Annotated in this window: 27 protein-coding genes; 17 read left to right on the top strand and 10 right to left on the bottom strand. The window is 53.0% G+C overall.

The features are described from left to right. Window positions 1–6 precede the first annotated feature (6 nt). Window positions 7–138: an acid stress response protein YqgB gene (gene yqgB, locus K8W53_RS03855; RefSeq protein WP_000729109.1), complete on the bottom strand. Its 132-nt coding sequence runs from the start codon at window positions 136–138 to the stop codon at window positions 7–9. 85 nt (window positions 139–223) lie between these two features. Further along, window positions 224–373: a hypothetical protein gene (locus tag K8W53_RS23895; RefSeq protein WP_001751809.1), complete on the bottom strand. Its 150-nt coding sequence runs from the start codon at window positions 371–373 to the stop codon at window positions 224–226. A 414-nt stretch (window positions 374–787) separates the two neighbouring features. Between K8W53_RS23895 and metK the strand changes: the two genes are divergently transcribed. The 8 genes from metK to ruvX all read left to right on the top strand — a co-directional run bounded on the left by metK (window position 788) and on the right by ruvX (window position 8177). Further along, window positions 788–1942: a methionine adenosyltransferase gene (gene metK / locus K8W53_RS03845; protein ID WP_119015130.1), complete on the top strand. Its 1155-nt coding sequence runs from the start codon at window positions 788–790 to the stop codon at window positions 1940–1942. Between the two features lie 492 nt (window positions 1943–2434). Continuing rightward, complete coding sequence (gene galP, locus K8W53_RS03840) at window positions 2435–3829, top strand: galactose/proton symporter (RefSeq protein ID WP_001113171.1); 1395 nt, start codon at window positions 2435–2437, stop codon at window positions 3827–3829. A 78-nt stretch (window positions 3830–3907) separates the two neighbouring features. Next, on the top strand, window positions 3908–4405 hold the full coding sequence (locus K8W53_RS03835; protein ID WP_000856775.1) for a SprT family zinc-dependent metalloprotease: 498 nt from the start codon (window positions 3908–3910) through the stop codon (window positions 4403–4405). A 94-nt stretch (window positions 4406–4499) separates the two neighbouring features. After that, window positions 4500–5207 (top strand): deoxyribonuclease I, encoded by a 708-nt coding sequence (gene endA, locus K8W53_RS03830; RefSeq protein ID WP_000286124.1) that lies wholly within the window; start codon window positions 4500–4502, stop codon window positions 5205–5207. Between the two features lie 76 nt (window positions 5208–5283). After that, entirely contained in the window at window positions 5284–6015 is a 732-nt protein-coding gene (gene rsmE / locus K8W53_RS03825; RefSeq protein WP_001222488.1) for a 16S rRNA (uracil(1498)-N(3))-methyltransferase, read from the top strand. 19 nt (window positions 6016–6034) lie between these two features. Beyond that, the gene (gene gshB, locus K8W53_RS03820) at window positions 6035–6982 is read left to right on the top strand and encodes a glutathione synthase (RefSeq protein WP_000593248.1); all 948 of its coding nucleotides are present in this window, start codon (window positions 6035–6037) and stop codon (window positions 6980–6982) included. 215 nt (window positions 6983–7197) lie between these two features. Beyond that, window positions 7198–7761, top strand: a complete 564-nt coding sequence (locus K8W53_RS03815) for a YqgE/AlgH family protein (RefSeq protein ID WP_001053171.1) — start codon at window positions 7198–7200, stop codon at window positions 7759–7761. Beyond that, the gene (ruvX, locus tag K8W53_RS03810) at window positions 7761–8177 is read left to right on the top strand and encodes a Holliday junction resolvase RuvX (RefSeq protein ID WP_001285491.1); all 417 of its coding nucleotides are present in this window, start codon (window positions 7761–7763) and stop codon (window positions 8175–8177) included. Before K8W53_RS03815 ends, ruvX begins: the two co-directional genes overlap by 1 nt. A gap of 46 nt (window positions 8178–8223) precedes the next feature. On the opposite strand, the gene K8W53_RS03805 is transcribed toward ruvX, so the two are convergent. After that, the gene (locus K8W53_RS03805; protein ID WP_023223876.1) at window positions 8224–8910 is read right to left on the bottom strand and encodes an IclR family transcriptional regulator; all 687 of its coding nucleotides are present in this window, start codon (window positions 8908–8910) and stop codon (window positions 8224–8226) included. A gap of 131 nt (window positions 8911–9041) precedes the next feature. Next, complete coding sequence (locus K8W53_RS03800; RefSeq protein ID WP_023223875.1) at window positions 9042–10022, bottom strand: type IV pilus twitching motility protein PilT; 981 nt, start codon at window positions 10020–10022, stop codon at window positions 9042–9044. 17 nt (window positions 10023–10039) lie between these two features. On the opposite strand from K8W53_RS03800, the gene K8W53_RS03795 reads away from it, so the two are divergent. From K8W53_RS03795 to hemW, 5 genes are read left to right on the top strand one after another with little or no spacing between them, the layout of a single operon-like run. After that, a complete protein-coding gene (locus K8W53_RS03795; protein WP_000997812.1) occupies window positions 10040–10744 on the top strand; it encodes a YggS family pyridoxal phosphate-dependent enzyme in 705 nt (234 codons plus the stop codon). A gap of 18 nt (window positions 10745–10762) precedes the next feature. Continuing rightward, window positions 10763–11329, top strand: a complete 567-nt coding sequence (locus tag K8W53_RS03790; protein WP_001094848.1) for a YggT family protein — start codon at window positions 10763–10765, stop codon at window positions 11327–11329. After that, a complete protein-coding gene (gene yggU / locus K8W53_RS03785) occupies window positions 11326–11616 on the top strand; it encodes a DUF167 family protein YggU (RefSeq protein ID WP_001277203.1) in 291 nt (96 codons plus the stop codon). Before K8W53_RS03790 ends, yggU begins: the two co-directional genes overlap by 4 nt. A 7-nt stretch (window positions 11617–11623) precedes the next feature. After that, complete coding sequence (locus K8W53_RS03780; RefSeq protein ID WP_001174769.1) at window positions 11624–12217, top strand: XTP/dITP diphosphatase; 594 nt, start codon at window positions 11624–11626, stop codon at window positions 12215–12217. Further along, window positions 12210–13346, top strand: a complete 1137-nt coding sequence (gene hemW, locus K8W53_RS03775; RefSeq protein ID WP_023223874.1) for a radical SAM family heme chaperone HemW — start codon at window positions 12210–12212, stop codon at window positions 13344–13346. The genes K8W53_RS03780 and hemW overlap by 8 nt, the downstream gene beginning before the upstream one ends. A gap of 91 nt (window positions 13347–13437) precedes the next feature. Here the strand turns inward: hemW and K8W53_RS03770 are convergent, their stop codons facing one another. The 5 genes from K8W53_RS03770 to trmB form a co-directional block, all read right to left on the bottom strand. Beyond that, window positions 13438–14445: a DUF1202 domain-containing protein gene (locus tag K8W53_RS03770; RefSeq protein ID WP_023223873.1), complete on the bottom strand. Its 1008-nt coding sequence runs from the start codon at window positions 14443–14445 to the stop codon at window positions 13438–13440. Window positions 14446–14577: 132 nt separating this feature from the next. Further along, on the bottom strand, window positions 14578–15624 hold the full coding sequence (gene ansB, locus K8W53_RS03765) for an L-asparaginase 2 (RefSeq protein ID WP_000394189.1): 1047 nt from the start codon (window positions 15622–15624) through the stop codon (window positions 14578–14580). 188 nt (window positions 15625–15812) lie between these two features. Further along, complete coding sequence (locus K8W53_RS03760; protein ID WP_000984827.1) at window positions 15813–16532, bottom strand: DUF2884 domain-containing protein; 720 nt, start codon at window positions 16530–16532, stop codon at window positions 15813–15815. A gap of 49 nt (window positions 16533–16581) precedes the next feature. Next, window positions 16582–16908, bottom strand: coding sequence for a YggL family protein (locus K8W53_RS03755; RefSeq protein WP_001107559.1), 327 nt, complete (start codon window positions 16906–16908; stop codon window positions 16582–16584). Next, window positions 16908–17627, bottom strand: coding sequence for a tRNA (guanosine(46)-N7)-methyltransferase TrmB (gene trmB, locus K8W53_RS03750; protein WP_017441077.1), 720 nt, complete (start codon window positions 17625–17627; stop codon window positions 16908–16910). The genes K8W53_RS03755 and trmB overlap by 1 nt, the downstream gene beginning before the upstream one ends. A gap of 154 nt (window positions 17628–17781) precedes the next feature. Here trmB and mutY point away from each other — a divergent pair, with 154 nt between their 5' ends. From mutY to K8W53_RS03730, 4 genes are all read left to right on the top strand, one after another. Next, window positions 17782–18834 (top strand): A/G-specific adenine glycosylase, encoded by a 1053-nt coding sequence (gene mutY / locus K8W53_RS03745; protein ID WP_023223872.1) that lies wholly within the window; start codon window positions 17782–17784, stop codon window positions 18832–18834. 27 nt (window positions 18835–18861) lie between these two features. Then, window positions 18862–19137 carry an oxidative damage protection protein gene (locus K8W53_RS03740; protein WP_000091706.1) on the top strand — a complete coding sequence of 92 codons (276 nt, stop codon included), beginning with the start codon at window positions 18862–18864 and terminating at the stop codon, window positions 19135–19137. 112 nt (window positions 19138–19249) lie between these two features. Next, on the top strand, window positions 19250–20335 hold the full coding sequence (gene mltC / locus K8W53_RS03735; protein WP_001650652.1) for a membrane-bound lytic murein transglycosylase MltC: 1086 nt from the start codon (window positions 19250–19252) through the stop codon (window positions 20333–20335). Window positions 20336–20551: 216 nt separating this feature from the next. Beyond that, the gene (locus K8W53_RS03730; protein ID WP_001049804.1) at window positions 20552–21808 is read left to right on the top strand and encodes a nucleoside permease; all 1257 of its coding nucleotides are present in this window, start codon (window positions 20552–20554) and stop codon (window positions 21806–21808) included. 61 nt (window positions 21809–21869) lie between these two features. On the opposite strand, the gene K8W53_RS03725 is transcribed toward K8W53_RS03730, so the two are convergent. Next, window positions 21870–24005 (bottom strand): ornithine decarboxylase, encoded by a 2136-nt coding sequence (locus tag K8W53_RS03725; protein ID WP_052939278.1) that lies wholly within the window; start codon window positions 24003–24005, stop codon window positions 21870–21872. Window positions 24006–24182 lie beyond the last annotated feature (177 nt).

The following is a 24182-nucleotide window of genomic DNA, read 5'->3' as shown; positions in this document are numbered from 1 at the left end:
CGAACCTCAATTTTTATTAGCAAGTGTAAAACAGTTGACCACTATCGCAATCCGAAGACGCGATAACAACCCATAGACAAGCGGATTTTCCAGCAGATAGCGCTGATGCTCCGCCTGCGCGACCGGTTTCTTTTTCATATCATTGTAAACACGTAACCGAACTCACAGATAACGGTTCGGCGAAACCACGAGAAAACTCTTGCGTTAACAAGAGCGCCCTTGTTCAGTCTTCAGCGCCATTGCCGGCTCTGGAATCCTGAGAAGCGCCGAGATGGGTATAACATCGGCAGGTATGCAAAGCAGAGATGCAGATTGCGGGGGACATGCGCGCACCAGAACGATGCGACAGATTCAGCAGAATACAACGGTTCATTATCTCGTATCACCTCCACGGCCGCCTCGTAAGACGAACCCACAAGCCAAAGCAACGTTTTAACCCGGCTGGAAGTGGCGACACGAAGAAAACGTCGTGTGCTTTTGTATGAGCCGCGCGTCGCGTTTTATACCCAGAACGCAGAAAAAAAGCAAAGCATAAATGCGCATAATGTCAGCATTATCAGAAACGTTTACCGCCTGATTTTGACCGACATTGCGACGGCCTTCAAAAAAAGCTGGAAATTGGGCGAAGAAGTGACCTAAAATAGCCGTCCAGATGTTAATCCATCCATACTGATTAACACTCAGACTGCCAGTGTCAGCGACATTCAGACTCATGGTAGAATCTTCTGTCATGACTATTCCGCACAACAGTTTGAGCTAACTAAATTCTCCTTAGGTGAAATTAAATATGGCAAAACACCTTTTTACGTCTGAGTCCGTATCAGAAGGGCATCCTGACAAAATCGCAGACCAAATCTCTGATGCCGTGTTGGACGCTATCCTGCAACAGGATCCGAAAGCACGCGTCGCCTGTGAAACCTACGTTAAAACCGGCATGGTTTTAGTTGGCGGTGAGATCACCACCAGCGCCTGGGTCGATATCGAAGAGATTACCCGTAATACGGTGCGCGAAATTGGCTATGTGCATTCCGACATGGGCTTTGACGCCAACTCTTGCGCGGTACTGAGCGCAATTGGCAAACAGTCTCCGGATATCAACCAGGGCGTTGACCGCGCAGACCCGCTGGAACAAGGCGCGGGCGACCAGGGCCTGATGTTTGGCTACGCGACAAATGAAACCGACGTACTGATGCCTGCGCCAATCACCTACGCGCACCGTCTGGTACAGCGTCAGGCTGAAGTGCGTAAAAATGGCCCCCTGCCATGGTTGCGTCCGGATGCAAAAAGCCAGGTCACTTTCCAGTATGACGACGGCAAAATCGTCGGTATTGACGCCGTGGTTCTCTCTACGCAGCACGCAGAAGATATCGACCAAAAATCGCTGCAAGAAGCGGTGATGGAAGAGATCATCAAACCCATTCTGCCGTCTGAATGGTTAAATACGTCCACTAAATTTTTTATCAACCCAACCGGGCGTTTTGTTATCGGCGGCCCGATGGGCGATTGTGGTCTGACCGGTCGTAAGATTATCGTTGATACCTACGGCGGTATGGCGCGTCACGGCGGCGGCGCCTTCTCCGGTAAAGATCCGTCTAAAGTTGACCGTTCTGCAGCTTACGCTGCGCGTTATGTCGCGAAAAACATCGTGGCGGCAGGTCTGGCGGATCGCTGTGAAATCCAGGTCTCCTACGCTATCGGCGTAGCGGAGCCGACGTCCATCATGGTGGAAACGTTCGGTACTGAAAAAGTGCCTGCTGAACAGTTGATTCTGCTGGTGCGCGAATTCTTCGACCTGCGCCCGTACGGCTTGATTCAGATGCTGGATCTGCTGCACCCGATCTACAAAGAAACTGCGGCTTACGGCCACTTCGGTCGCGAAAACTTCCCATGGGAAAAAACCGACAAAGCGCAACTGCTGCGCGATGCTGCCGGTCTGAAATAATCGCCCGCGCCTGACGCTGTTTTTCAGTCAGGTAAGCCATACCGTACTTATCAAGGCCAGCGCCCTGCTGGCCTTTATCATTGCTGATACACGCAACGTTATCAGATATTCCAGCGTGAATTTATACTGACCTTTTTGTGATGTGCAGCACAATCCACTCTCCCCTTTCGTTTCTTCGACTACACTTTTTATCATTCAGTTTCAGTCATCATGAAAGCGGTTACATTCATTTTCATTAAGAACTGACCACATCACTATCGGTATGCTAATTCTGCGATGAAAATATTACATAATTTTTCAACTTTGTCTGAATACCAGGCGATTGATATGGTTATAAGATTATTAAAACTATTATTTTTCAGATAATTAAATAATCACCGAGATAAATAGTAGTGTAAACGATTACACCATTGTGATTAGCCTCACATCTTTTTACGGCGTACTCACCTACTCTTAACATCGATAAAATTGCTAACCCAACCGGAGGGCATAATGCCTGACAATAAAAAACAAGGGCGTTCCAACAAGGCCATGACATTTTTTGTCTGCTTTCTTGCAGCCCTGGCAGGATTACTTTTTGGCCTGGATATCGGCGTTATCGCCGGTGCTTTACCCTTCATTACCGACGAGTTTCAAATTACCGCACACACTCAGGAATGGGTGGTCAGCTCCATGATGTTTGGCGCGGCCGTCGGCGCTGTCGGCAGCGGCTGGCTCTCCTTTAAGCTGGGTCGTAAAAAAAGCCTGATGATCGGCGCTATCCTGTTCGTCGCCGGTTCGCTGTTCTCCGCTGCGGCGCCTAACGTTGAAGTCCTGATTATTTCTCGCGTGCTGCTGGGTCTGGCCGTCGGCGTCGCTTCCTACACTGCACCGTTGTACCTGTCCGAGATCGCGCCGGAAAAAATTCGCGGCAGTATGATCTCAATGTACCAACTCATGATCACCATCGGGATTCTGGGCGCTTATCTGTCAGATACCGCGTTCAGCTACAGCGGCGCATGGCGCTGGATGCTCGGCGTGATCATCATCCCGGCCATTCTGCTGCTGATCGGCGTCTTCTTCCTACCGGACAGCCCGCGCTGGTTTGCGGCAAAACGCCGCTTCCATGATGCTGAACGCGTCCTGTTGCGCCTGCGTGACACCAGTGCGGAAGCAAAACGTGAGCTCGATGAAATTCGCGAAAGTTTGCAGGTTAAACAGAGCGGTTGGGCGCTGTTCAAAGAGAACAGCAACTTCCGCCGCGCCGTGTTTCTTGGCATTTTGTTGCAGGTCATGCAGCAATTTACCGGGATGAACGTCATCATGTATTACGCACCGAAAATCTTCGAACTGGCGGGGTACACGAATACCACGGAGCAGATGTGGGGCACCGTTATTGTTGGTCTGACTAACGTGCTGGCAACCTTCATCGCTATCGGCCTGGTTGACCGCTGGGGCCGCAAGCCGACCCTGACGCTGGGCTTCCTGGTCATGGCGATTGGTATGGGGATTCTGGGTACGATGATGCACATCGGCATCCATTCGCCGTCTGCGCAATACTTCGCTATCGCTATGCTGCTGATGTTCATCATTGGATTTGCGATGAGCGCTGGTCCGCTGATTTGGGTACTGTGCTCCGAAATCCAGCCGCTGAAAGGCCGCGATTTCGGCATCACCTGCTCCACCGCGACCAACTGGATCGCCAATATGATCGTCGGCGCAACGTTCCTGACCATGCTGAACAATCTGGGTAACGCCAACACCTTCTGGGTCTACGCTGGCCTGAACGTGCTGTTTATCCTGCTGACCCTGTGGCTGGTGCCGGAAACCAAACACGTTTCGCTGGAACACATTGAACGTAACCTGATGAAAGGTCGTAAACTGCGCGAAATCGGCGCCCACGACTAATCCCTCCACGCTTCCTCCTGCCACAGGAGGAAGCGTTTTTCTTGCAGTCCCTCTTCCGTCGCACTATTCTCTGCCGCTATGAAAACCCCTCGTCTCCCTATCGCTATCCAGCAGGCCGTGATGCGCCGTCTGCGGGAAAATCTCGCCCAGGCGAACCTCAAGCTCGATAGACATTATCCGGAGCCGAAACTGGTGTATACGCAACGCGGCACCTCGGCGGGCACCGCCTGGCTGGAGAGCTACGAAATCCGCCTCAACCCGGTGTTACTGCTGGAAAACATCGACACCTTTATAGCAGAGGTCGTGCCGCATGAACTGGCGCATCTGTTGGTGTGGAAGCACTTCGGACGCAAGGCTCCGCATGGCAAGGAATGGAAGTGGATGATGGAAAGCGTGCTGGGCGTTCCGGCCAGACGTACTCATCAATTTGCGCTGCAATCCGTACGGCGCAATACCTTTCCCTACCATTGCCAATGCCAGCAACATCAACTCACCGTCCGCCGTCATAATCGGGTAGTACGCGGCGAAGCGGTTTATCGTTGCGTTCACTGCGGCGAACCACTGGTCGCCGGGTAGTTCCCGAAACGTCCGGGAACTTTCCTGAGCGGACTGATTGCATACAGACACAACTTTCGTTACGTTGCGGGCTCGTTTTGCTATGGAGTGTGCAATGTACCGTAATTTTTCTTTTGCCGCTGCGTTGCTGGCCGCAGCGTTTTCAGGCCAGGCCCTGGCCGATGGCATTAACAATTTTTCTCAGGCCAAAGCGGCGAGCGTCAAAGTCAATGCTGACGCGCCCGGCAGCTTTTACTGCGGGTGCCAAATCCGCTGGCAGGGTAAAAAAGGCGTCGTAGACCTGGAGTCCTGCGGCTATAAGGTGCGTAAAAACGAGAATCGCGCCAGACGCATTGAGTGGGAGCACGTTGTCCCCGCCTGGCAATTCGGTCATCAGCGCCAGTGCTGGCAGGACGGCGGGCGAAAAAACTGCGCTAAAGATCCGGTCTACCGCAAAATGGAAAGCGATATGCATAACCTGCAGCCCGCCATTGGCGAAGTGAATGGCGATCGCGGCAACTTTATGTATAGCCAGTGGAACGGCGGCGAAGGCCAGTACGGGCAGTGCGCCATGAAAGTGGATTTCAAAGCGAAGCTCGCCGAGCCGCCCGCCCGCGCCCGTGGCGCAATCGCCCGCACTTATTTTTATATGCGCGACCAATACCAACTGAAACTTTCCCGCCAACAAACGCAGCTTTTTAACGTCTGGGATAAGCAGTACCCCGTTACCGCCTGGGAGTGCGAGCGCGATGCGCGTATCGCGAAGGTCCAGGGTAATCATAATCCCTATGTGCAACGCGCTTGCCAGGCGCGAAAGAGCTAACCTACACTAGCGGGATTCTTGTTAACCCATGCCCTGGATAGCCAAACGCCGGGGCCATGACGCGGATTTTTTTATTATGCGTATTCCCCGCATTTATCACCCTGAATTGTTGACGTCCGGTACGCAGATTTCGTTATGCGAAGATGCGGCCAACCATATTGGTCGTGTACTGCGCATGGGACCGGGACAAGCGTTACAGCTGTTTGACGGCAGTAATCAGGTATTCGATGCTGAAATCATTAGCGCCAGTAAGAAAAGCGTTGAAGTGCAAGTGATGAAAGGCGAAATCGACGATCGTGAATCGCCGCTGCATATCCATCTGGGCCAGGTGATGTCGCGCGGTGAAAAAATGGAATTTACTATCCAGAAATCGATCGAACTGGGTGTAAGCCTCATTACGCCACTGTTCTCTGAGCGCTGCGGCGTTAAACTGGATAATGAACGTCTGAACAAAAAGCGCCAGCAGTGGCAAAAGATCGCCATCGCCGCCTGCGAACAATGCGGGCGTAACCGGGTGCCGGAAATTCGCCCGCCGATGGCGCTGGAAGCCTGGTGCGCCGAGCAAGATTCCGGGCTGAAGCTCAATCTTCATCCGCGCGCCCATGCCAGCATCAACACTCTGCCGCTGCCGGTTGAACGCGTCCGACTGCTGATCGGCCCGGAAGGCGGGCTGTCGGCGGACGAAATCGCGATGACCGCGCGCTATCAGTTTACTGATATTCTGTTAGGACCTCGCGTTCTGCGTACTGAGACAACCGCGCTCACCGCCATTACCGCGCTACAGGTGCGTTTTGGCGACTTAGGATGAAGCGTTAACGGAGAAAATAATGATCAAGCTCGGCATCGTGATGGACCCCATCGCACACATCAACATCAAGAAAGACACCAGTTTCGCTATGCTGCTGGAAGCCCAACGTCGTGGTTATGAACTTCATTATATGGAGATGGCCGACCTTTATCTGATTAACGGCGAAGCCCGCGCCCGCACGCGAACGTTGAGTGTGGAGCAAAATTACGATAAATGGTACGAGTTCGGCAGCGAGCAGGAGATTAAACTCGCCGATCTGGACGTCATTTTGATGCGTAAAGATCCGCCGTTTGATACCGAGTTTATTTATGCGACCTATATTCTGGAACGCGCTGAAGAAGAAGGGACGCTGATCGTCAACAAACCGCAAAGCCTGCGCGACTGTAATGAAAAACTGTATACTGCCTGGTTTGCCGATCTGACGCCGGAAACGCTGGTAACGCGCAATAAAGCGCAGCTCAAAGCGTTTTGGGAAAAGCACGGCGATATCATTATGAAACCGCTGGACGGTATGGGCGGCGCGTCCATTTTCCGCGTTAAGGAAGGCGATCCTAACATAGGCGTTATTGCCGAAACGCTGACCGAGCTGGGCAACCGCTACTGCATGGCGCAGAACTATTTGCCCGCGATCAAAGATGGCGATAAGCGCGTCCTGGTCGTCGACGGCGAGCCGGTGCCTTACTGCCTGGCGCGTATTCCGCAGGGCGGCGAAACCCGCGGCAACCTGGCGGCTGGTGGTCGCGGCGAACCCCGTCCGTTGAGCGAAAGCGACTGGGAAATCGCCCGCCGCGTTGGGCCAACGCTTAAAGCCAAAGGGCTTATTTTCGTCGGTCTGGATATTATCGGCGACCGCTTAACGGAAATTAACGTGACCAGCCCAACCTGCGTGCGTGAAATTGAAGCGGAATACCCGATCTCTATCACCGGGATGTTGATGGACGCCATCGAAGCGCGTCTGGCGAAGTAAAGGTTTATTGCCCGGTGGCGTGCGCTTACCGGGCCTGAGCAATCACGCCGCCCCGGTCGGATAAGGCGGCGCATCAGCATCGCCATCCGGCAATCTATTGCCCGATAAGGCCGCCGTCCTTTGGCAAAAGACGGCTTATATGAGTGACAACCGTCCGCTTTCCCCACATACTGAACGCTGTCGTTTTTTTGAACCAGGAAACAGAACCTCTGACAATGAATTTACAGCATCACTTTCTTATTGCCATGCCTGCGCTCCAGGACCCGATTTTCCGCCGTTCCGTGGTGTATATTTGCGAGCACAACCAGGACGGCGCTATGGGGATTATTGTTAATAAGCCTTTGGAAAATCTGCAAATTGAAGGGATTCTGGAAAAACTAAAAATTACGCCGGAACCGCGCGATTCGGCAATTCGTCTTGATAAAGCCGTGATGCTCGGCGGCCCGCTGGCGGAAGATCGCGGATTTATTCTCCATACTCCGCCGTCACGTTTCGCCTCCAGCATTCGTATCTCAGACAATACCGTGATTACCACCTCCCGCGATGTGCTGGAAACGTTAGGAACCCAACAACAGCCTTCCGATGTGCTGGTCGCGCTGGGCTACGCCTCCTGGGATAAAGGCCAGCTTGAACAAGAGTTGCTTGATAACGCCTGGCTTACCGCGCCCGCCGATCTCAATATTTTGTTCAAAACGCCCATTGCCGAGCGCTGGCGCGAAGCGGCAAAACTTATTGGCATTGATATTCTGACCATGCCTGGCGTTGCGGGGCACGCCTGATGAGCGACACCTTACTGGCCTTTGACTTCGGCACAAAAAGCATCGGCGTTGCAATAGGACAACGCATTACCGGCACCGCCCGTCCGCTTCCGGCAATCAAAGCACAGGACGGCACGCCCGACTGGACGCTCATTGAACGTTTGCTGAAAGAGTGGCAGCCGGACGAAATTATTGTCGGGCTACCGCTCAATATGGATGGCACTGAACAACCGCTGACGGCGCGCGCACGTAAATTCGCCAACCGTATTCATGGGCGTTTCGGGGTAACTGTCACGCTGCACGATGAACGACTCAGCACCGTTGAAGCACGCTCCGGTCTGTTTGAACGAGGTGGGTATCGCGCGCTGAATAAAGGCAAAGTGGACTCGGCCTCCGCCGTGATTATCCTCGAAAGCTATTTTGAACAGGGGTATTAAAGCCGTTTTTGTCAGCAGGCGGATAACGCGGTCACGGTTGCCAGGCTTACTGGGCAATAAGCTGGTTTAATGCCTTCAACGCCTGTAAACGCGCAGCCGCCTCCGCCTCATCAATCCGCCACATTCCCGCAAAGGCCAGCGCTGCGGCGTGCTTGTCTAGCGGTTGCGCCATAGAAACTTCACCATCAGCGTGATGCCACAGCACGTATCCCCGCTGGCGCTGCTGCGCCACATGCGGCGCCAGATTACGCCACTGCTCCGGAGTAAAACGCTGCATTAGCGCCTCATCGCTTTCTGCCGCCAGTAACGCCACTCCTGTTACCGAGTGCCAGGCCGGGCACATGCGAAACCCCGCCAGCGCCTGACTTCCCTGCGAACCCGGCGTAGAGTGATAAATATAGATAATCTGGTCTTCCCATAGCACGCCTAATGCCACCACGATGTCTTTGGGCGCATGGCGCTCAAGGATAGGCAACGCATGGGAGAACAGCGCTGAACCGCGAATCGCCTGCGCCGCCAAAGCATGAATGCCTGGCCCGGGTAAATAGCGTCGGTGCTCATCCTGCATCGTGAGTCCAATAGAGGCCATCGTCATTAACAGGCGATTAACGCGCGTGGTATTAATATCCATCAGCCGGGCAAGCTCGCGACATCCGATAGCACGGTCGCTGGAGACCAGATATTGCAGACAGCGAATGCCATCTATCAGGCTTTGATTCGGTTGTGATGACATCGTTAAATGGCTTCGCTGTGGTTTTAACAAAGCTGCGATTTTAACGCCGGTTCGCCAGGATACAAGCCTGTATGTCGTTCAATCCACCGCGCCAGTCAACACTTTCCTCCCCCCCTACGCCGCCATCTTCGCTACAGTCGTCCCTGCGCCTGACGCCATTGCGCGCTCTGGGCGAATGTCATCATCCCCTGCTGCTGCCCGGTTTGTATCACGTGGGCCAACTGATGGAGTTTGCCTTCACGGATCAAATTCCCTGTGGCTGGCGTATTAATCAGTAATTCAAACAACGCCACGCGCCCATCCTGTCTGTCGACCTCCAGTTTTTGTGATAGTACGGCGCGCAGACTACCCGCCAGTTGACTGCGTACCGGTTCTTTTTCCTGCGCCGGAAAACTATCCACTAATCTTTCCACCGCCTGCGCCGCACCGCGAGTATGCAGGGTTGCCAGTACCAGATGCCCCGTTTCCGCCGCCGTCAGCGCCAGGCGAATGGTCTCGCTGTCACGCAGCTCTCCCAGTAAAATGACATCGGGATCTTGACGTAACGCTGCGCGCAGCCCGGCGGCAAAAGTGGCGCAATGCTGGCCGATTTCCCGCTGCTGTATCAGGCAACGCTTGCTGGTGTAACGGTACTCAATAGGATCTTCCAGCGTCAGGATGTGTTTATCGGCATGTTGATTAAGATGTCCCACCATCGCCGCCAGCGTGGTGGACTTCCCGCAGCCAGTAGCGCCAGTGACCAGAATCAGTCCGTTCTCGCTGGCAAGCAGTGCGGGTACTATCGGCGGCATCTGGATTTCCGCCAGATCAGGACAACGCTCGGGCAATAGCCGTAGCGCCAGCGACGTTCCCTGTTGATGTGTGAACGCACTGGCGCGTAGGCGCCGCGTGCCAGACAGCGAGACGGCGAAATCAAGCTGGCCGTGCGTTCGCCACTGATATTGTTGCGCATCATTAAGCCAATCAAGCAGAAGCCTGTCGACATCTGGCGCGGTAAAAGGCGCGATCTCCATGCGTCCTTGTTTGCGCCATCGCGCAGGCCAGGCGTTACACAGGTGTAGATCCGAGACGTTATGCTTTACACTAAGCGTCACAATTTCTTCCATATTCATATAAACATCCTCGGAAAATGAACGATATCGCGCATAACCTGGCATACATCCGGGACAAAATCTCCGCCGCGGCGACGCGTTGCGGCCGCTCTTCAGAAGAAGTTACGTTGCTTGCAGTGAGTAAAACCAAACCTGCGAGCGACATCGCAGAAGCCATTGCCGCCGGACAACGGGCATTTGGTGAAAATTATGTACAAGAGGGGGTGGAAAAAATCCGCCACTTTCAGGAAGCGAAAGTGGAAGGCCTGCACTGGCACTTTATAGGCCCTTTACAGTCCAACAAAAGTCGGCTGGTGGCCGAGCATTTTGACTGGTGTCATACCATCGATCGCCTGCGTATCGCCTCGCGGCTGAGCGAACAGCGTCCGGATAATCTGCCAGCGCTAAATGTTCTGATCCAAATTAATATCAGCGATGAAAACAGCAAATCAGGCATTCCGCTGGCGGAACTGGATGAGCTGGCCGCGGCGGTGGCAACACTGCCGCGTCTGCGGCTTCGCGGACTGATGGCGATCCCGGCGCCAGAGTCAGATTATGTAAGGCAGTTTGAAGTCGCACGTCAAATGGCTGTAGCATTTGCCGGGCTGAAAGCGCGCTACCCTGACGTTGATACCTTATCTCTGGGTATGAGCGACGATATGGAAGCCGCGATTGCGGCAGGTAGCACAATGGTGCGCATCGGCACCGCTATCTTTGGTGCTCGTGATTACACAAAAAATTAAGGAAAACTGAGGAACGCCATGAATACGTTGACCTTCCTGCTCTCAACGGTAATTGAGCTGTATACCATGGTGCTATTATTGCGCGTGTGGATGCAGTGGGCCCGCTGTGACTTTTACAACCCTTTCTCCCAGTTCGTGGTGAAAATTACGCAGCCCATCATCGGACCGCTGCGTCGTATTATCCCGCCAATGGGGCCGATTGACAGCGCTTCTCTGCTGGTGGCGTTTATTCTTAGCGTTATTAAGGCGATAGTGCTGTTTAAGGTAATTACGTTTCAGGCGATTATCTGGATTGCCGCGGTGCTTATCTTACTTAAAACAATCGGCCTGCTGATCTTCTGGGTGCTGCTGGTCATGGCTATCATGAGCTGGGTGAGCCAGGGTCGTAGCCCGATTGAATATGTATTGATTCAGCTTGCCGAGCCGCTGCTCAGCCCGATTCGCCGTATACTGCCTGCGATGGGCGGCATCGACTTCTCGCCGATGGTTCTGGTGCTGCTGCTGTATGTCGTTAATATGGGGATCGCTGAAGTCTTACAAGCGACAGGCAACATGTTGCTGCCGGGGCTGTGGATGGCGTTATGAGTGCTGTGACTCGCTGCGAAGACGGTCTGGTGTTACGGCTTTATATTCAGCCGAAAGCCAGCCGCGACAGTATTGTGGGCTTACATGGTGACGAGGTGAAAGTCGCCATTACCGCCCCGCCGGTTGACGGTCAGGCAAACAGCCATCTGATCAAGTTTCTCGGTAAACAGTTTCGCGTGGCGAAAAGTCAGATCGTCATCGAAAAAGGCGAGCTGGGCCGTCACAAACAGGTAAAAATTATTCACCCGCAACAGATCCCGCCGGAAATTGCGGCGTTAACTGAGTAGGTATTCCATGCAAAAAGTTGTTCTCGCAACCGGCAACGCCGGTAAAGTGCGCGAGCTCGCGTCGCTGTTAAGCGATTTTGGGCTTGATGTGGTAGCGCAAACGGAACTGGGCGTTGACTCCGCGGAAGAAACCGGCCTGACGTTTATTGAAAACGCGATTCTCAAAGCGCGCCATGCCGCTAAAATGACCGGTCTGCCCGCCATTGCCGATGACTCCGGTCTGGCCGTTGACGTTTTAGGCGGCGCGCCGGGTATCTATTCCGCGCGCTATTCTGGCGAAAACGCGACAGATCAGCAAAATCTGGAAAAACTGCTGCATACTTTACGGGATGTTCCGGACGACAAACGCCAGGCGCGATTCCATTGTGTGCTGGTTTATTTGCGTCATGCCGAAGATCCCACACCGATAGTCTGTCACGGTAGCTGGCCTGGCGTCATTACTCGCCAGGCGGCCGGAAATGGCGGATTTGGCTATGATCCCATTTTCTTCGTACCGTCTGAAGGCAAAACCGCCGCAGAACTGACCCGTGAAGAAAAAAGCGCGATTTCCCACCGTGGACAAGCGCTCAAGCTGCTGCTGGATGCGTTACGCAATGGCTAAACTACCGCCGCTCAGTCTTTATATTCATATTCCCTGGTGTGTACAAAAATGTCCATATTGCGACTTCAATTCCCATGCGTTGAAGGGCGAGGTGCCACATGACGACTACGTCCAGCATCTGTTAAACGATCTGGATGCCGACGTCGCCTGGGCGCAAGGGCGTGAAGTAAAGACCATTTTTATTGGCGGCGGTACGCCAAGCCTGCTTTCCGGGCCGGCGATGCAAACGCTGCTGGACGGCGTGCGTGCACGCCTGAATCTGGCGGCGGATGCGGAAATTACCATGGAAGCGAACCCCGGCACGGTCGAAGCCGACCGCTTCATCGACTATCAGCGCGCCGGCGTAAACCGGATCTCCATTGGCGTGCAGAGCTTTAGTGAGCCTAAGCTGAAACGTCTTGGCCGTATTCACGGTCCACAAGAGGCGAAGCGGGCAGCAATACTGGCAAATGGGCTTGGGCTACGCAGCTTTAACCTCGACTTGATGCATGGATTGCCGGATCAAACGCTGGAAGAGGCGCTGAATGATTTGCGACAGGCGATTGCGCTTAATCCGCCGCATCTCTCATGGTATCAATTGACGATTGAACCCAACACTCTGTTCGGTTCGCGTCCGCCGGTTTTACCGGACGATGACGCTCTGTGGGATATTTTTGAGCAGGGCCACCAGTTATTAACCGCCGCGGGCTATCAGCAATACGAAACATCGGCCTATGCCAAACCCGGTTATCAGTGCCAGCATAATCTGAACTACTGGCGCTTTGGCGACTATCTGGGTGTTGGCTGCGGCGCCCACGGTAAAGTCACCTTCCCGGGCGGCAGGATCCTGCGCACCACCAAAACCCGTCACCCACGCGGTTATATGCAGGGACGTTACCTGGAAAGCCAGCGTGACGTGAGTGATGACGATAAACCCTTTGAGTTCTTTATGAATCGTTTTCGGTTGCTGGAGCGCGCGCCTCGCGCCGAATTTGTCGACTACACCGGGCTTACGGAAGCGGTTATTCGTCAGCCAATCGACGAGGCTATTGCCCAGGGCTACCTGACCGAATGCGAGCAATACTGGCAGATTACCCGGCACGGTAAACTGTTTTTAAACTCTCTTCTTGAGTTGTTTCTCGCGGAATAACAAGGAATAAGCCTGTAGCGCCAGCGGGTAAAATACCTGATGGCGCGACGCTTACCGATCTGTGGCGGTTAATGCGCCGCCGGCAAGCGCATTATTTAATAACGCCTTTACGACGCAAATCGTCCGTATCTTTTTTCCAGCGCTCGTAACCGTCATTAATATCCATGATTTTAATGCGGATATCACTCTGTTGCATCTGAAGTTTCTGTACCGCTATATTCAGCGGATATTGTCCTTTCTCTAACGTTATCCAGTCATTCTGCGCTTTTCGACGCAGCTCTTCTGATTTCAAAAATACCTGCCGCCGTTGCTCGTGTATGTCTAAATCTCTTTTCTGCTGAATAGCCGCTTCATTGCACGGCTCACTCTGCTTACGGCACGCGTCTAATGCCGGTTGATAGACCTCTTTTTCGTATTTCTCGGCATATACGCTGCTATCGTTGGCTTTTACATAATCATCGCGCTCTTTTAACGTCTTTTTAAACGCCTCGGCGCGGGTCAACGGTTTCCCATCAGCGCCTTTTCCCCAATATGCGTCCGCTTCTTTTTTAGCTACCGCTATTTTCTTATCCAGGGCAGAGAGTTGTTCTTCAAGACCGGGGATCGACGCTTTCTGCGCACGCCAGGAGGCTTCAATGTTGCCAAACCGATAGTTAAAGTCATCACTGTTGACGATCAGGTATTTATCATTCGTTTTAATGTCGTCAATAGCCCGGCCCTGATCGCTGGCTGCCATTTGCAATGAGTAATAGCTCACCGTCCAGCCAGAGGCTGGCGTCCCTTTGCTGGTCAACATGGCAGAAAATTTAACGGGACGATCTTTGGTCCAGGTTTTTTCAACAAAATAATAATCCGCCGCCATACCAACGCCGGTATACATATCTTCACGGGAAGAAATATCCCCTTCGGCAGACCAGGTGGCCTGATTGCCCCTCGAATCAAGATTTTTTAAGGTAATGGAATCCAGTTTAAGTATGCCGTGGTACTGCTTACTAAACTGTTCTTTTAAGATGTTATTGGAGGGTTGAGCAACCTCTGCCCAACTATAGCCTGAAATCAGGGCAAACAGCGCTGCGCCAGCAATCCATTGTCGAACCACTTGTGGACCTCCCGTCCAGAGACATGACGCCCACGATTATCATAACCATGATGATAATTAGCAAGATAATAGTGTTGATTGTGCGAGAGGTCTTCCAAAGATAGCCCCGGCCTTCCGACCGGGGCATTATCTTTAATACTGATTGAACATCGTCTGGATCTGTTTTGGATCTTTAGTCTGGGTTAACGCCAGTTGCAGTAAGACACGCGCTTTTTGCGGGTTCAGCGTGCCAGAGGCGACAAAGCCGTATTTTGCATCGTCCACTTCCGCATCCTGCGTGGTTGCGCCAGTCGGCACACGTGAAGAACGCACCACTACCGTACCGTTGTGCGCGGCGGTCGCCAGGGTATCAAAGACCGTTTTATACAGGTTGCCGTTACCCACACCTGCGCTCACGATCCCGTCATAACCCGCGTCTACCAGCGCTTTTGCCGGCAGATCGGACGCATTCGCATAGTTATAAACGATACCGACTTTCGGCAACGCGGTCAGCTTCGACACGTCGAACGGGGTGGAGGTGGTATGTTTACGCTCTGGCGTACGCTGGTAGTCAATTTTACCGTTGTGGATATAACCCAGCGGGCCGTAGTTAACCGCTTTAAACGTCGCCACGTCAGTCGTATTGGTCTTAGTGACGTCGCGTCCGTCCATCACGGTATCATTCATTACCACCAGCACGCCGCGATTGGCAGACTGTTTATCAGCCGCTGTTACTACCGCATTATAGAGGTTGAACGGGCCATCTGCGCTCATTGACGTGGAAGGACGCATCGCGCCGACCAGTACCACCGGTTTATTGCATTTCACGGTCAGATCGAGGAAATAAGCGGTCTCTTCCATCGTATCAGTACCGTGGGTGATCACGAAACCGTCGGTGCTGTCGCACTCGGTATTGATTTTTTTCGCCAGCGTGAGCCAGACTTCATCGTTCATATCCTGCGAGCCAATGTTAACGACCTGCTCGCCTTTCACTACCGCAATGTCCTTCAATTGAGGAACGGCATCCACCAGATTTTCGACGCCAACTTTACCTGCCGTATAATTTGATTTTGTTGCTGAATCACCGCCGCCAGCGATCGTTCCGCCGGTCGCTAAGATGGTGATATTCGGTAAAGCGAACGCTGCGCCGCTGAAACCCATTACCAGAGCAGCTAATGCCGTTTTCCTGAAAAACTCCATGTTATATCTCCAGTTATGTCAACTGGTCGCATTATCCCTATATTGCAGACGAATAATGTGATGTCATACGATTAACCAGCGATATATATCCAACAGAGAGTATTTTTTAGAGATGGATAACAAAATGCAGGAAAAAACAGAATAAAAAGGCGCAGATACGATCTACGCCATTGTTTAAAAAGGAAAGATTACTTCAGGCTGCCAACCAGCGCTTTGCGGCTATCTTCTAAGGTCACTACGCGGCTACAGACATCTTTGCCAAACTGCTGGAAATCTTTCTCCTGGTTTTTCCATTCGTTCTGGATAGCGGTTTGCAAACCACCTAGACTGCCCATCACGCCCTGTAAAGGATTGCCGCCGCCTTTAAGCACCGCTTTGGCGCCCATTTCGTTAATGCTGTCCTGCAAAATACCGCCCATCGCCTGATTCACCAACTGCTGACCGTCGGCACGCACCTGGTCGATAGCCTTATAGTGGAACGTCAGGCCGTCCGTACGATGTTCGATAATGCGGTTCATTTGCGCTTTTAATTGCGCATCAAGCTTCGTCAGACGGCTACGCATGTTGCTGCTTTCGCCCACCTCTTTAGCGATGATTTTATCCAGCGCCACGCGGCCTTTTTCGACGCGCGATCGGGCTCCCTCATCAATCCACGGCAGCGCGCTTCGCAGTTCCGCCTGGTAATCTTTCGCCTGCTCGCGCTGCGCGGCGCTAAGGGTGTACTGCTTGCCGTTGTACATCACATTGCCGTCCGGCGTGATCACCAGGTTGCCGTTTTCACCTTTCACCTGCACCGTTTGTGGACTCAGGATCACATCGTCACGCGGCGTGACGCTGCATTTGTAATCTGCATGAGCGGCCATCGCCGTAAACGTTAGCACTGCCGCCAGCAGCGTTTTGCGCATCATAACTTTCCCTCAAGACAAAGCGGGCCGGCATTTGCCGACCCTGTACTCATTAGTCCCACCAAACGTCGAAAAGTTCGCTGGTTCGGACTTCTTCAAGGTTGCGCGCTTCCAGCCACTTACGCACAATCGCCTGATGTTCTTCGGTACATTTACCGATTTCCTGCATACAAATCAGCCCTTCCCAGGCCAGGTAGCCGCTGCCGTCAAACGCCAGTTTATTAGGCTCAATAACGTCATTAATAAAGTCATCGACAGTCTTATCGATCTGCTCTTCAGATGTACCTTCCGGAAAACGCCATGCCACCGAAAATCCTAATTCCTGGAATTCGTCAATGTGCATTTTTTTACGCAGACGACGACTACGGTTCTTTGCCATTATTTCACCCTCTCGAACATTAAGTCCCATACGCCATGACCAAGACGATGGCCACGTTGTTCAAATTTCGTTACCGGGCGCGATTCCGGGCGCGGTACATAATCATTGCTCTCTGACAGATTTTTGTACCCGTCGATAGAAGACATGACTTCAAGCATGTGTTCCGCATACGCTTCCCAGTCGGTCGCCATATGGAAAACGCCGCCCAATTTCAGCTTGCTCAATACCAGTTCAGCAAACGGCACCTGAACGATACGGCGTTTATTATGACGCGCTTTATGCCACGGGTCAGGGAAAAAGAGCTGAACCATCGATAAAGAATTGTCAGGAATCATTGTATGCAACACTTCTACCGCGTCGTGGCACATGACGCGCAGGTTTTCAACGCCCTCTTCATGAGCGGACGCCAGACACGCGCCGACACCGGGTGAATGCACTTCAATGCCGAGGAAATTCTGCTCCGGGCGCGCTTTCGCCATCGCCACGAGAGACGCCCCCATGCCAAAACCAATCTCCAGCGTCACCGGCGCTTCGCGACTAAACAACGTGGCGAAATCTACCGGCGCTTCGCTGAACTCGACGCCCATCACCGGCCAGTAGTTTTCCAGCGCGTGCTCTTGCCCCTTTGTCAGTCGCCCCTGGCGACGAACAAAACTACGAATACGGCGCAGCGGGCGACCGTTTTCATCAAATTCCGGTGAAATGACGTCGTTTTTCATAAAAGTGTAGTCTGCTGTGTTTGAGTTCTGAAAACGGGCATTATCCAAAGTTAGTTGCCGGATGCAAGCATGAAGCGCACTGCGGAAAGTTCCGGTTTACACCCTGCGGCCTCTGTGCTGCAATCTTGCCCCCGGCAATAATGAATGAGTTTCCATGCAAGCGTCTCAATTTTCAGCCCAGGTTCTGGACTGGTACGACAAATACGGGCGGAAAACGCTGCCCTGGCAAATTAACAAGACGCCTTACAAAGTATGGCTCTCGGAAGTCATGTTGCAACAAACGCAGGTGACGACGGTGATTCCTTACTTTGAGCGATTTATGGCGCGCTTTCCCACGGTAACGGATTTAGCGAATGCGCCGCTGGATGAAGTGCTCCATTTATGGACCGGGCTCGGCTATTACGCCCGCGCGCGTAATTTGCATAAAGCGGCGCAACAGGTGGCGACGCTTCACGGTGGAGAATTCCCGCAAACTTTTGCCGAAATCGCCGCGCTACCCGGCGTCGGGCGTTCAACCGCCGGCGCGATTCTCTCCCTCGCGTCAGGTAAACATTATCCGATTCTTGATGGAAACGTTAAACGTGTGCTGGCTCGCTGTTATGCTGTTAGCGGCTGGCCTGGAAAAAAAGAGGTGGAGAATACGCTGTGGACGTTGAGCGAGCAAGTGACGCCCGCACGCGGCGTGGAGCGTTTTAATCAGGCGATGATGGATCTGGGCGCGATGGTTTGTACGCGTTCAAAGCCAAAGTGCACCCTGTGTCCGCTGCAAAACGGTTGTATCGCCGCTGCGCATGAAAGCTGGTCACGCTATCCGGGCAAGAAACCGAAACAGACGTTGCCGGAGCGGACGGGTTACTTTTTATTGTTACAGCATAATCAGGAGATTTTCCTGGCGCAGCGCCCTCCCAGCGGTTTATGGGGCGGACTCTACTGCTTCCCGCAGTTCGCCAGCGAAGATGAATTACGTGAATGGCTGGCGCAACGGCATGTTAACGCTGATAATTTGACCCAGCTTAACGCGTTTCGCCACACATTTAGCCATTTCCACCTGGATATTGTGCCTATGTGGCTTCCCGTGTCGTCACTGGACGCCTGCATGGATGAAGGCAGCGCGCTCTGGTATAACTTAGCGCAACCGCCGTCAGTCGGACTGGCGGCCCCCGTGGAGCGCTTGTTACAGCAGTTACGTACCGGAGCGCCAGTTTAACGCCCCGGTCGATGAAGAGGATGACTTATGAGCAGAACGATTTTTTGTACTTACCTGCAACGCGACGCTGAAGGGCAAGATTTTCAGCTCTACCCTGGCGAACTGGGAAAACGTATCTATAACGAGATCTCTAAGGACGCGTGGGCGCAGTGGCAGCATAAGCAGACCATGTTGATTAACGAGAAAAAGCTCAACATGATGAACGCCGAGCACCGTAAACTGCTGGAACAGGAGATGGTGAGCTTCCTGTTCGAAGGCAAAGACGTTCATATCGAAGGTTATACGCCGGAAGATAAAAAATAGGCCCGTTGCTGAATGAGGCTGCGCTTATTCGGCCTGTGAGTTATGCCGGATAAGCCCTTAGCGCCGCTGCCCGGCAACATGGCATAACGACAACACAACATGCACTCCCGGAATGATGAAAAAATTACTCGCGCTTGCTGTTATTGCGCCGTTGCTCATCTCCTGCTCCAGTTCGACCAAAAAAGGCGAGACGTATAATGAAGCCTGGGTCAAGGATACCAACGGCTTTGATATTTTGATGGGGCAATTTGCCAACAATATTGAAAATCTGTGGGGATATAAGGAAGTCCTGATCGCCGGGCCGAAAGACTACGTCAAATATACCGATCAGTTCCAGACCCGTAGCCACATCAACTTTGATGATGGGACCATTACCGTTGAAACCATCGCCGGGACGGAACCTACCGCACATCTGCGCCGGGCCATTATTAAAACGTTGCTCATGGGTGACGACCCAACCTCCGTCGATCTTTACTCCGATGTCGATGACATAAAAATTTCTAAAGAACCCTTTCTGTATGGTCAGGTCCTCGACAATACCGGCCAGCCTATTCGCTGGGAAGGCCGTGCCACGACATTCGCGGATTACTTGCTGAAAACGCGGCTCAAAAGCCGCAGTAACGGCCTGCGTATTATTTACAGCGTCACCATTAATCTGGTGCCGAACCACCTTGATAAACGCGCGCATAAATACATTGGCATGGTACGCCAGGCCTCCCGTAAATACGGCGTTGACGAGTCGCTGATTCTGGCGATTATGCAAACGGAGTCCTCGTTTAACCCGTATGCGGTCAGCCATGCGGATGCGCTGGGCCTGATGCAGGTGGTGCAACACAGCGCCGGGAAAGATGTTTTCCGTTCTCAGGGTAAGTCCGGCACGCCAAGTCGCAGCTTCCTGTTTGATCCCGCCAGCAATATCGATACCGGCACAGCGTATCTGGCAATGTTGAATAATGTCTATCTGAGCGGTATTGAGAATCCGACGTCGCGGCGCTATGCGGTCATTACTGCCTATAATGGCGGCGCAGGCAGCGTATTACGCGTATTCTCGAACGATAAGATTCAGGCCGCGAATATGATTAACCGCATGTCGCCGGGGGATGTGTACCAGATATTAACCACCCGACATCCATCTGCGGAGTCGCGCCGCTATCTGTATAAGGTGAATTCCGCCCAGCGATCGTATCGCCGCCGATAAACCATCGCATCCCGCCTCTGGCTGGCAAATGACAGAGGCGGGAAAGGCAAAAGTGTTAACTCCGTCACCCTTTTGCTTTGCAATCAGAAATTGTTTGCAAATATTTGTCACAGGTAACAAAAAAAGCCCGCCTCTCATTGATAGAATCACACCAAATCACAACGGCAAATGTGCCTTTTAAAACATTCATCCGCTCTCAGGTGTGAGGAAATTAACATGAATCTTAAGCTGCAGCTTAAAATACTTTCTTTTCTGCAGTTCTGTCTGTGGGGAAGCTGGCTCACTACCCTGGGCTCGTATATGTTCGTCACCTTAAAATTTGACGGCGCATCTATTGGCGCAGTTTATAGTTCACTGGGGATTGCCGCCGTCTTTATGCCGACCTTGCTAGGCATTGTGGCTGACAAATGGCTGAGCGCGAAATGGGTCTATGCCCTGTGTCATGTCGTCGGCGCCATCACGCTATTCATGGCCGCGGAAGTCACTACGCCTGGGGCGATGTTCTTTGTGATCCTGCTTAACTCGTTGGCCTATATGCCGACGTTGGGCTTGATCAATACCATATCGTATTACCGCCTGCAGTCTGCCGGCATGGATATTGTGACTGACTTCCCGCCTATCCGTATCTGGGGCACCATTGGCTTTATTCTGGCGATGTGGGGCGTGAGTTTCTCCGGTTTCGAGCTGAGCCATATGCAGCTTTATATCGGCGCGACGCTTTCCGTTCTGCTGGTACTGTTTACCTTTACCCTGCCGCACATTCCGGTGGCGAACCAACAGAAAAACCAGAGCTGGACATCAATGCTGGGCCTTGACGCTTTTGCGCTGTTTAAAAATAAGCGGATGGCGATTTTCTTCATCTTCTCCATGATGCTGGGCGCGGAACTGCAGATCACCAACATGTTTGGCAACACCTTCCTGCATAGCTTTGATAAAGATCCGCTATTCGCCAGTAGCTTTATCGTGCAGCACGCCTCGGTGATGATGTCGATTTCGCAGATTTCTGAAACGTTATTCATCCTGACCATTCCGTTCTTCCTGAGCCGTTATGGTATTAAGAACGTTATGCTTATCAGTATTGTGGCGTGGATGCTGCGTTTCGGCCTGTTCGCTTATGGCGACCCGACGCCGTTCGGTACCGTTCTGCTGGTATTGTCGATGATTGTGTACGGCTGCGCCTTCGACTTCTTCAACATTTCTGGCTCGGTGTTTGTCGAAAAAGAAGTACGCCCGGAAATCCGCGCCAGCGCGCAGGGGATGTTCCTGATGATGACCAACGGCTTCGGCTGTATCCTGGGCGGCATTGTGAGCGGTAAAGTGGTGGAGTATTACACTCAAAACGGCATTACCGACTGGCAGACCGTGTGGCTCATCTTCGCAGGCTACTCGCTGGTGCTGGCCTTCGCGTTCGTAGCCTTGTTCAAATACAAACACGTTCGCGTTCCGGCAAGTTCGCAACCCGTTGCACATTAATCCTTGCCCTGTTTCGCAGGCCGGATGAGGTGTAAATGCCTTATCCGGCCTGCAGGCAACGTTACTTTAAAACATATCCGTACAAACGTTGAATTCCATCGGCATCGGTCTCGCTATATACCCCCTGCAATTCCGGCGAAAAACCAGGCAATAGATTGATGCCCTCTTCCAGCGCCAAAAAATAACGCTGCGCCGCGCCGCCCCAAATCTCCCCCGGCACCACGCACAGTACGCCCGGCGGGTATGGCAATGCCCCCTCGGCAGCAATACGCCCGCCCGCTTCGCTGATACGCACCAGCTCTACATCGCCGCGAATAAAGGCGCTGTTGGCATCCTGTGGGTTCATCGCCACATGCGGCAGGCTTTCTTTGCGGAACATCGCTTTTTGCAGATCCTTAACGTCAAAGCTAACGTACAGGTTGTGCATCTCCTGACATAGCTCACGCAGGGTGTAATCACGGTAGCGCACCGGGTATTTCTGAAAAACCGTCGGCAATACATCCGCAAGCGGCGTATCGTCTTCAATGTGCCGTTCAAATTGCGCCAGCATCGCGACCAGCCGCGCCAGTTTCTCTTCGCTCTCGGCGGGTGTCAGCAAGAACAGAATCGAGTTGAGATCGCACTTCTCAGGCACAATACCGTTCTCACGCAGATAGTGGGCGAGAATGGTCGCCGGGATGCCGAATTCGGTGTACCGCCCACTATCGGCATCAATACCTGGCGTGGTCAGTAACAGTTTACAAGGGTCGACAAAATACTGGTCATCCGCATAACCCTCAAAGCCATGCCATTTCGCCCCGGGCTCAAAACTGAAGAAACGACGATTGCTGGCAATGGTCTCCGTCGGATATGCCTGCCACGGCTTGCCGTTAACCACCAGTGGGATAAAGGGCTGAAGCAGTTTGCAACGGGCGAGAATGGCTTTACGCGCGTCAATGCCCAGCGCAACGCACTCCGCCCACAGGCGGCGACCGCTCTCCCCTTCGTGGATTTTGGCATTGATATCCAGCGCCGCAAACAGCGGGTAGAACGGACTGGTCGAGGCGTGCAACATGAAGGCGTTGTTCAGGCGTTTGTGCGGGCAAAAACGCGCCTGGCCGCGAATATGGTTATCTTTTTTGTGGATCTGCGAGGTTTGTGAGAACCCCGCCTGTTGCTTATGTACCGATTGGGTCACAAAGATCCCTGGGTCGTTTTCATTAAGCTCCAGCCGCAACGGCGAGGTATCCGCCATCATATTGATAAACTGCTCATAGCCTACCCACGCGGAGTCAAACAGAATGTAATCGCAGAGATGCCCGATTTTATCCACCACCTGACGGGCGTTGTAAATAGTGCCGTCATAGGTACCCAGCTGAATGATCGCCAGGCGGAACGGACGCGACGCATCGGCGCTTTCCGGCATCACGTCACGAATCTGGTCGCGCAGGTACGTTTCATCAAAACAGTGCGCATCAATACCACCGATAAAACCAAACGGGTTACGCGCCGCTTCAAGATAGACCGGCGTCGCCCCGGCCTGAATCAGGGCGCCGTGGTGGTTGGATTTGTGATTATTACGATCAAACAGCACCAGATCGCCGCGCGCCAGCAGGGCGTTGGTGACCACTTTATTCGCCGCCGAAGTTCCATTCAGCACAAAATAGGTTTTATCCGCATTAAACACTTTTGCCGCAAATTTCTGCGCGTGTTTGGCAGAACCTTCATGTATTAGCAGATCGCCAAGTTTCACATCGGCGTTACACATATCCGCACGAAACAGGTTTTCACCAAAAAAGTCATAAAAATGGCGGCCTGCGGGATGTTTTCTAAAAAACTCGCCATGCTGGTGCCCCGGGCAAGCAAAGGTACTATTCCCCATGTCGACATACTGGGTCAGGGTGCCATAAAAGGGCGGCAGAAGTTCTGCTTCGTAGAGACAGGCAGCGTTTTCCAGCTCCAGCCATTCCTGCGCGTTCCCGACTATTACCGCCGTAACGCCGACAGGCGCGCTGACGGGTTCATCCGCAAGCATAAACACCGGCAGGTGAAAACCGGTGCGTTTAAGCAACGCCAGAATACCGCTACGGCTGTCGGCAGTGGTAATGACGACTGCGGCCACATCGGTAAAGTCGGTACTGTCCAGCGCCACTACGTTTCGGTGGGTGGAGAGACGGGGGATGAGTTCACCGCTGGCGGCAATATTCATTGATTTCATAAGCACAAATACCCGTTTCGGGAGTAGAGTAACCCCGGACAAGGCCGATGCCTTGCCCAACGAGATGCCGGGTCAAACTGGATACCAGCTCCGACCGCCAGACATCAGTAAAAACAGACTGTTTCTGATTTTACTGTTGTCCTGCAGTGAGCGTGCGCTGCCCTCACCGCATAGCGG

It is taken from the genome of Salmonella sp. A29-2 (genome assembly GCF_020150755.1).
GTDB classification, from domain to species: Bacteria; Pseudomonadota; Gammaproteobacteria; order Enterobacterales; family Enterobacteriaceae; genus Salmonella; species Salmonella enterica.
This window is presented reverse-complemented; position numbering and strand designations above follow the sequence as displayed.

Bases quoted from the DNA above. Each gene is read 5' to 3' on its own strand.
- yqgB (WP_000729109.1), bottom strand. From the start codon at position 138: ATGAAAAAGAAACCGGTCGCGCAGGCGGAGCATCAGCGCTATCTGCTG.
- K8W53_RS23895 (WP_001751809.1), bottom strand. From the start codon at position 373: ATGAACCGTTGTATTCTGCTGAATCTGTCGCATCGTTCTGGTGCGCGC.
- metK (WP_119015130.1), top strand. From the start codon at position 788: ATGGCAAAACACCTTTTTACGTCTGAGTCCGTATCAGAAGGGCATCCT.
- galP (WP_001113171.1), top strand. From the start codon at position 2,435: ATGCCTGACAATAAAAAACAAGGGCGTTCCAACAAGGCCATGACATTT.
- K8W53_RS03835 (WP_000856775.1), top strand. From the start codon at position 3,908: ATGAAAACCCCTCGTCTCCCTATCGCTATCCAGCAGGCCGTGATGCGC.
- endA (WP_000286124.1), top strand. From the start codon at position 4,500: ATGTACCGTAATTTTTCTTTTGCCGCTGCGTTGCTGGCCGCAGCGTTT.
- rsmE (WP_001222488.1), top strand. From the start codon at position 5,284: ATGCGTATTCCCCGCATTTATCACCCTGAATTGTTGACGTCCGGTACG.
- gshB (WP_000593248.1), top strand. From the start codon at position 6,035: ATGATCAAGCTCGGCATCGTGATGGACCCCATCGCACACATCAACATC.
- K8W53_RS03815 (WP_001053171.1), top strand. From the start codon at position 7,198: ATGAATTTACAGCATCACTTTCTTATTGCCATGCCTGCGCTCCAGGAC.
- ruvX (WP_001285491.1), top strand. From the start codon at position 7,761: ATGAGCGACACCTTACTGGCCTTTGACTTCGGCACAAAAAGCATCGGC.
- K8W53_RS03805 (WP_023223876.1), bottom strand. From the start codon at position 8,910: ATGTCATCACAACCGAATCAAAGCCTGATAGATGGCATTCGCTGTCTG.
- K8W53_RS03800 (WP_023223875.1), bottom strand. From the start codon at position 10,022: ATGAATATGGAAGAAATTGTGACGCTTAGTGTAAAGCATAACGTCTCG.
- K8W53_RS03795 (WP_000997812.1), top strand. From the start codon at position 10,040: ATGAACGATATCGCGCATAACCTGGCATACATCCGGGACAAAATCTCC.
- K8W53_RS03790 (WP_001094848.1), top strand. From the start codon at position 10,763: ATGAATACGTTGACCTTCCTGCTCTCAACGGTAATTGAGCTGTATACC.
- yggU (WP_001277203.1), top strand. From the start codon at position 11,326: ATGAGTGCTGTGACTCGCTGCGAAGACGGTCTGGTGTTACGGCTTTAT.
- K8W53_RS03780 (WP_001174769.1), top strand. From the start codon at position 11,624: ATGCAAAAAGTTGTTCTCGCAACCGGCAACGCCGGTAAAGTGCGCGAG.
- hemW (WP_023223874.1), top strand. From the start codon at position 12,210: ATGGCTAAACTACCGCCGCTCAGTCTTTATATTCATATTCCCTGGTGT.
- ansB (WP_000394189.1), bottom strand. From the start codon at position 15,624: ATGGAGTTTTTCAGGAAAACGGCATTAGCTGCTCTGGTAATGGGTTTC.
- K8W53_RS03760 (WP_000984827.1), bottom strand. From the start codon at position 16,532: ATGATGCGCAAAACGCTGCTGGCGGCAGTGCTAACGTTTACGGCGATG.
- K8W53_RS03755 (WP_001107559.1), bottom strand. From the start codon at position 16,908: ATGGCAAAGAACCGTAGTCGTCGTCTGCGTAAAAAAATGCACATTGAC.
- trmB (WP_017441077.1), bottom strand. From the start codon at position 17,627: ATGAAAAACGACGTCATTTCACCGGAATTTGATGAAAACGGTCGCCCG.
- mutY (WP_023223872.1), top strand. From the start codon at position 17,782: ATGCAAGCGTCTCAATTTTCAGCCCAGGTTCTGGACTGGTACGACAAA.
- K8W53_RS03740 (WP_000091706.1), top strand. From the start codon at position 18,862: ATGAGCAGAACGATTTTTTGTACTTACCTGCAACGCGACGCTGAAGGG.
- mltC (WP_001650652.1), top strand. From the start codon at position 19,250: ATGATGAAAAAATTACTCGCGCTTGCTGTTATTGCGCCGTTGCTCATC.
- K8W53_RS03730 (WP_001049804.1), top strand. From the start codon at position 20,552: ATGAATCTTAAGCTGCAGCTTAAAATACTTTCTTTTCTGCAGTTCTGT.
- K8W53_RS03725 (WP_052939278.1), bottom strand. From the start codon at position 24,005: ATGAAATCAATGAATATTGCCGCCAGCGGTGAACTCATCCCCCGTCTC.